Source organism: Nocardioides sp., from assembly GCF_047607365.1.
Taxonomy (GTDB): domain Bacteria; phylum Actinomycetota; class Actinomycetes; order Propionibacteriales; family Nocardioidaceae; genus Nocardioides.
The window spans coordinates 1-6,076 of record NZ_JASGDD010000038.1 but is presented as its reverse complement, the minus strand read 5'-3'; the positions used below and the strand labels follow the sequence as shown (position 1 = coordinate 6,076).

The following is a 6,076-nucleotide window of genomic DNA, read 5'->3' as shown; positions in this document are numbered from 1 at the left end:
TCGGCGGCGTGATGCGGCTGACCTCGGCGTACGGCGAGGCCGACCCGCTCTGGGTCAGGATCCGCAGCGCGCTCCTCAGACGGTGAGATACATGGAGCGGAGCCGGGTGTAACCCAGGTCACACTCCGCTCGTTGGTCCTCCGACGCTGTGGACGGAGGTCACCCATGAGGCGCCATCGACGAGTGCTGGCGACGCTGCTCTGCGCCGGGATCCTGCTCGGCCTGGGCTCGCCGGCGCACGCCGACCGGGAGCGGTCCGGGACGAGGCCCAGGACGAAGCCTGCGGCGGGCACGGCGGCCGCGATCCGGGTGCTCACCACCAAGCGCGAGTCGGCCCGGGTGATCCGCTACACCGTCTCGACCCCGTCGCTCGCGATGTCGGCCACCACCCCGCTGCGGGTCAACGTGATCCTGCCGGCCGGGTACGCCCGGCATCCCCGCCACCGCTACCCGGTGCTCTACGCCCTGCCCGGCACCAGCAACCTCGCCAACGTGTGGCTCTCCAACCTCGACACCCTGAGCCTGACGAAGTCGCTGCCGATGATCGTGGTGATGCCGGACGGCACGTACGACGCCGACGGCGGCGGCTTCTACACGAACTGGGTCGACCAGACGACGAGCCGGGGTGTCGCGAACTGGGAGACGTTCCACACCGCGGAGCTGGTGGCGTGGGTCGACAAGCGATTCCGCACCAAGAAGAAGCGCTCCCAGCGTGCCATCGTCGGGATCTCCCAGGGCGGGTTCGGCTCGATGTCCTACGCCGCGCGCCATCCCGACCTCTACGGCGCGGCCGCCTCGTTCTCGGGCGCGGTGGACATCTACTACAACGAGGTCTGCAGGGCCGGCGCGGTGACCCTGATCTCCGCGATCATGACCGGCCTCAACCAGGTCCAGCCCTTCGCGCCCTTCGGCGACCCGGTGACCGACGCGGCCAACTGGCAGGCCCGCGATCCCGCCTCCCAGGTCGCCAGGCTCGCGAACACGAAGGTCGACCTCTACACCAGCACCGGGCTGCCGGGGGAGTCCGACCTGAGCGACCCGGCGGTGCCCGGGACGGTGGCGATGGAGGCGATCCTGCACGCCTCGAACCTGTGCTTCAAGCAGGCGGCCGAGGCCGCCGGCGTCGGCATCGGCTGGCACAGCTACGCCCAGGGCACCCATGCCTGGGGCTACGGGACCCGCGCGCTGAAGGACTACCTGCCCCGGCTGATGGCCTTCTTCAAGAAGGGTCGCTGACCCGGCTCGTGGAGCGGATGACGAGGCTCGAACTCGCGACATTCAGCTTGGGAAGCTGACGCTCTACCAACTGAGCTACATCCGCAGGTGGGTGCAAACATACAGGGGTGGGTGCGTTGAGGGGCTATCGGGGCGTGCGCGTGGTGACGGCTGCGATCGGCCTGATCCTGGTCGCCTCGGGCTGCGCCGGAGTCGACGGGAGCCCGCGGGCCGGGACCGGCTCGTCGGCGGACGTCTCGTCGAGCGCCTCCGCCGGGGGTTCGGCGTCGCCGTCCTCGTCCGCCTCGTCGCCTGCCTCCGCCTCGCCGACCGTCGTCCCGACGGGCCCGGCGATCCAGGTCAACAGCATCGCCCCGGCCACCGGCTCGACGGTGGGTGTGGCGATGCCGATCTCGATCGTCTTCACCAAGGCCGTCGCCGTCAGCGCGCGCGCCGGCATCGAGAGGCGGCTCACCGTGACCAGCTCGACGCCCGTGGTCGGCGCCTGGCACTGGTTCAGCGAGCGGCGGGTGGACTTCCGCGCCCAGGAGTTCTGGGCTTCGGGCACGGAGGTCACGCTGGTGGCCGACCTCACCGGCGTCAGCGACGGCAACGGCCGCGTCGGCAAGCGCAGCTACATCCGCCGGTTCACGATCGGCGACGACGTGCGCACGCACGTCTACGTCAAGCGGCACCAGACCGTCGTCACCCGGAACGGCGCCGTGATCCGCACGATGGCGAGCGATGCCGGCAGCCCGGACTGGCCGTCGTGGACGGGCACGATGGCGGTCGTCAACAAGGAGGCCACCGTGCGGATGGACTCGTGCAGCGTCGAGATCTCCTGCGACGAGAGCGACCCCGACTACTACGACCTCACCCTGCCGTGGGACGTCCGGATCACCTGGTCGGGCACCTTCCTGCACTACTCGCCGGCCGATCCGCACCCCGGCAACGCCAACGGGTCGCACGGCTGCGTGCACCTCTCGCTGGCCGACTCGAAGTGGTTCTACGAGCTCTCCAAGCCGGGCGACCCGGTCACGATCACCGGCTCGCCGCGCCGCAAGGCCGACGGCGACAACGGCTACGCCGGCTACAACCTGACCTGGGCCCGGTGGCTGAAGGGCAGCACGCGGGGCCAGGTGACGACGGCTACGCCAGCGGCGTGAGGGTGGGGTACTTCGCCCCGAGGCCGTCCCCCGACGACGTACGCCGGAGGCGACGGCCCACCCAGGGCGCGAGGTGCTTGCGAGCCCACTCGAGATCCTCGAGCCGTTGCTGCCGCGCCGTCTTGAGCGGGCCGTCGGGGATCGGGTAGGGCTCCAGGTCGTGGCTGACGCCGAGGCTGTCGAGCACGTTGATCGCCACCCCCTGGTGGCCGATCGCGTTGAGGTGCAGCCGGTCCTCGTCCCAGACCCGCAGGTCGTGGCCGTCCTTCAGCCGCCAGTTGTCCACCAGCACGATGTCGCGAGGGTCGTCGGCGATGAAGTCGCGGAGCAGCTCGTTGTAGATCGCCACCCGGCCCCGGATGGCGCCGAAGACGCCCGACGACCCGCCGTCGCCGTGGGTGAAGAGGACGACGGTCGCGCCGGCCTCGCGCAGCATCGACGCGGCCGCCGCGATCTCGGCGACGATCGCGTCGATGTCGACCTTGGGCCGGATCAGGTCGTTGCCGCCCGCGCTCAGCGACACCAGGTCGGGTCGCAGCTCGAGCGCCGGGCCGAGCTGCTGCTCCAGGATGGGCAGCAGCTTCATCCCGCGGATCGCGAGGTTGGCGTACCCGAAGTCGTCGGTGCGCGTCGCCAGCACCTCCGCCACCCGGTCAGCCCACCCGCGCACGCCGTTGGGCCGGTCCGGATCCGGGTCGCCGACGCCCTCGGTGAACGAGTCTCCGATGGCGACGTACCTGCTGAATTGCGGCTCTCCCACACGTCCCATTCTGCAACCGGCCCCGACCCGGACGGACGGTAGGGTGCGGGCCATGCTCCTCAGCGATCGGGACATCCTGGCCGAGATCGACTCCGCTCGGATCGCGCTGGACCCCTGGGACCCCGCGATGCTGCAGCCGTCGTCGGTCGACGTGCGGCTGGACCGCTTCTTCCGGGTCTTCGACAACCACAAGTACGCCGCGATCGACCCGGCGGCCGACCAGTCCGACCTCACCCGCGAGGTCGAGACCACTGGCGACGAGCCGTTCATCCTGCACCCAGGCGAGTTCGTGCTCGGCTCCACCTACGAGACCGTGACGCTGCCGGCCGACATCGCCGCCCGCGTCGAGGGAAAGTCCTCCCTCGGGCGCCTCGGGCTGCTCACGCATGCGACCGCCGGCTTCGTCGACCCGGGCTTCTCGGGCCACGTCACGCTCGAGCTCGCCAACGTCGCGACGCTGCCGATCCTGCTCTATCCCGGCATGAAGATCGGCCAGTTCTGCTTCTTCAAGCTCACCAGCGAGGCCGAGCACCCCTACGGCTCGGAGAGGTACGGCTCGCGCTACCAGGGGCAGCGCGGCCCGACCGCCTCACGCAGCTTCCAGAGCTTCCACCGCACCTCGATCTGACCGCGATCGGTCCCGCTGCCGGGCCGTACGCCGGCGCCACCAGGTGTCGAACGCCAGCCCCGCCCACAGCAGGAGCACGGCGACGATCCCGTCGAGCCACCAGTGGTTGCCGGTCGCGGCGACGACGTAGAACGTGATCGGCAGGTGCAGGAAGGCGATCCAGCCGACCCAGCGCCAGCGGGTGCCGGCGGTGCAGGCGAGGACCCCGAAGGCGACCACGGCGGCCCAGGCGACGTGGATCGAGGGCATCGCGGCGTACTGGTCGGAGACGCCGAACCCCGGGTCGCCGTAGACCCGGAAGCCCAGCCGGTCCGAGAGGTCGACGAAGTGCAGGCCGGGGATGAACCGCGGGGGAGCGACGCGGAGGAAGCGGATGACCAGGCAGCCGAGCGTCACGTAGACGAGCCCGTTGCGCCAGTGGGGATAGCGGTCGCGGTGCCAGATCCACGTCCACACGAGGAACGTCAGCAGCGCCGGGACGTGGACCGTCGCGTAGTAGGCGTTCGCGAACCGCGCGAGCCACTCGTGCTGGATCGCGAACTGCTGCAGGCCGAGCTCCGACGGCAGGTGCAGCCGGTGCTGGAACCGGTCGATCCACGCGCCGCGCTCGATGGCGCCGGCCTCGTGGGTGAAGGGGAGCTGCCGGGCGATCCGCCAGATCGAGTAGAGCCCGGACACGAGCGCGAACTCCAGCAGCGCGGCGACCGCGGTCTGCCGCCCGCGGGACGGTCGCAGACGGCGTACGGCGAGCGCGGCTGCCGCCGCCGTGGCGCAGGCGATCGCGGCCTGGTCCCAGCTCGGCCAGGGCAGCTCGTCCCACACCGATATCTGCACAGGCTCAGTGTGGGGCCTCGCCCGGCGAGGGCGTGGGCCGGGGCTCCGTCGCCACTGTTGCCGCCGTTGCCGGCGGAGGCGGGACCGCGAGCGGGCGCGGCAGGATCTCGACGCGCGGGAGCATCATGCCGCCGGCTCCTCCGCGGGACGGAGCGTGACGTCGCCGTGACGGGTGACGGCGCGGATCTCGGCGTGCCGGGTGCCCTTCGCCGGCTCGCCCGTCGGCGGCAGCGTGCTGACGAGCTGTCCGGTGACGGTGACGACGTCGCGCCACACCGGCCGGCCCTCGGGAATGCCGACGCTGATCGCTCCGCTGTGGTTGCGCGCGGTGAGGTGCTCGCCGTCGAAGAGGAGCACCTCCATCGGACCGCTGCCGCTCCTGAGCGTCAGATCGGCGCTCGCCCGCCGCACGAGGATCCCGCCCGCGCCGGTCTTGAGGTCGGCGACGGCGTCGAGGCGGCCCACCTCGATGTCCCCGACTCCGGTCGCGATCCTGCTGCTGCCGCCGGCCCGGCCGAGCTCGATCCGGCCCGCGCCGGACTGGAGGACGGCCGAGCCGCCGACCTCCTCGACCGTGATGTCTCCGGCCCCGGTCTTGGCCACGAGGGTCTCGGCGATGCGGCCGAGGCTGAGTGTCCCGGTGCCGTGCTGGAGACGCACGGTGCCGAGCGTGCCGTGCTGGGTGATCGTCGCGACGGCGGTGCGGCCGACGAGGGTGGTGCCGGCGGGGACGGTGAGGTGGACGGTGGCGTCCTCCGCGCCCTGCCGGTGGCGTTCCTGCCGGACGGCGATGGCCTGGCGGCGCTGCTCGGCGACGACGCCCTCGCCGTCCACGTCGACGGTCACCGTCCGGATGCCGGCGACGCCGGTGATCTCGATGCGGCCCCGGCCGAGGACCAGGGCGACGGTCGGTGCCGGCGTGGTCGTGAACTCGTAGCGCATGGTGTGCCTCTCTCCTCGTGCCCGTCTCAGATCCAGCCGGTCTCGCGACGGGAGCCCGGCCGCTGGCCGCCGCGCTGGGGTCCGCCGAAGCCTCGCCCGCGCGGTCCCCCGAAGGCGCCCAGGCCGGGCTGGAAGGGAAACTCGACGCTGATGCCCTCGTCGCTGGTCGCCGACCTGAGCGCGTTGACCACCCAGCTGTTGAGCGAGACCCCGGTGCGGGCGGCCAGCTCCTCCGCCCTGGTCTTCACCGACTCGGGCAGCCGGAGCGTCAGGCGCGCGACCGAGTCGTCGCCGTCGTCCTCGGCCTCCGCCTGGGCGGCGGCCGCCGGCTCCGGCACGAGGGGCTCGTCGTAGTCGACGGCGAAGTCGAGCCGGCGGCCGTCGAGTACCACGCGCACGGTGGTGTCCGGAAGCGCCGCCGAGAGCTCGGCCGCGGCGTCGGAGAGCGCCTCCATGAGGCCGAGCCGGGCGGCGGGGTCCAGGGCGGCGCCGAGGCGGTCGGCCGCCTCGGCGATCTCCGGGCCGCCGGCC

General features: G+C 72.1%; 8 protein-coding genes and 1 tRNA gene. 3 read left to right on the top strand and 6 right to left on the bottom strand.

The genetic code is table 11. The annotated features are described in order from the left end of the window. Nucleotides 1-165: 165 nt before the first annotated feature. Entirely contained in the window at nucleotides 166-1,236 is a 1,071-nt protein-coding gene (locus tag QM572_RS03135) for an alpha/beta hydrolase (protein WP_415089935.1), read from the top strand. A 9-nt stretch (nucleotides 1,237-1,245) separates the two neighbouring features. Here QM572_RS03135 and QM572_RS03130 read toward each other — a convergent pair. Together QM572_RS03130 and QM572_RS03125 are read right to left on the bottom strand one after the other, a co-directional pair. Then, a tRNA-Gly gene (locus QM572_RS03130) sits at nucleotides 1,246-1,321 on the bottom strand. 39 nt (nucleotides 1,322-1,360) lie between these two features. Further along, the gene (locus QM572_RS03125) at nucleotides 1,361-1,642 is read right to left on the bottom strand and encodes a hypothetical protein (RefSeq protein ID WP_415089933.1); all 282 of its coding nucleotides are present in this window, start codon (nucleotides 1,640-1,642) and stop codon (nucleotides 1,361-1,363) included. On the opposite strand from QM572_RS03125, the gene QM572_RS03120 reads away from it, so the two are divergent. After that, nucleotides 1,620-2,381 carry a L,D-transpeptidase gene (locus tag QM572_RS03120; protein ID WP_415089930.1) on the top strand — a complete coding sequence of 254 codons (762 nt, stop codon included), beginning with the start codon at nucleotides 1,620-1,622 and terminating at the stop codon, nucleotides 2,379-2,381. The genes QM572_RS03125 and QM572_RS03120 overlap by 23 nt on opposite strands. Here QM572_RS03120 and QM572_RS03115 read toward each other — a convergent pair. Then, nucleotides 2,365-3,141 (bottom strand): SGNH/GDSL hydrolase family protein, encoded by a 777-nt coding sequence (locus QM572_RS03115; RefSeq protein WP_415089928.1) that lies wholly within the window; start codon nucleotides 3,139-3,141, stop codon nucleotides 2,365-2,367. The genes QM572_RS03120 and QM572_RS03115 overlap by 17 nt on opposite strands. 52 nt (nucleotides 3,142-3,193) lie before the next feature. On the opposite strand from QM572_RS03115, the gene dcd reads away from it, so the two are divergent. After that, entirely contained in the window at nucleotides 3,194-3,769 is a 576-nt protein-coding gene (gene dcd / locus QM572_RS03110; RefSeq protein WP_415089925.1) for a dCTP deaminase, read from the top strand. Here dcd and QM572_RS03105 read toward each other — a convergent pair. The 3 genes from QM572_RS03105 to QM572_RS03095 form a co-directional block, all read right to left on the bottom strand. Continuing rightward, nucleotides 3,731-4,603 carry a phosphatase PAP2 family protein gene (locus tag QM572_RS03105; protein ID WP_415089923.1) on the bottom strand — a complete coding sequence of 291 codons (873 nt, stop codon included), beginning with the start codon at nucleotides 4,601-4,603 and terminating at the stop codon, nucleotides 3,731-3,733. The genes dcd and QM572_RS03105 overlap by 39 nt on opposite strands. Before the next feature lie 123 nt (nucleotides 4,604-4,726). Beyond that, nucleotides 4,727-5,545 (bottom strand): DUF4097 family beta strand repeat-containing protein, encoded by an 819-nt coding sequence (locus QM572_RS03100; RefSeq protein WP_415089920.1) that lies wholly within the window; start codon nucleotides 5,543-5,545, stop codon nucleotides 4,727-4,729. A gap of 26 nt (nucleotides 5,546-5,571) precedes the next feature. Further along, nucleotides 5,572-6,076 (bottom strand): YlcI/YnfO family protein (locus QM572_RS03095; RefSeq protein ID WP_415089918.1); only part of this gene is annotated, 505 nt, incomplete at its 5' end.

Coding starts and splice junctions, on each gene's coding strand:
- QM572_RS03135 (WP_415089935.1), top strand. CDS start 166: ATGAGGCGCCATCGACGAGTGCTGGCGACGCTGCTCTGCGCCGGGATC.
- QM572_RS03120 (WP_415089930.1), top strand. CDS start 1,620: ATGCCGATCTCGATCGTCTTCACCAAGGCCGTCGCCGTCAGCGCGCGC.
- dcd (WP_415089925.1), top strand. CDS start 3,194: ATGCTCCTCAGCGATCGGGACATCCTGGCCGAGATCGACTCCGCTCGG.
- QM572_RS03100 (WP_415089920.1), bottom strand. CDS start 5,545: ATGCGCTACGAGTTCACGACCACGCCGGCACCGACCGTCGCCCTGGTC.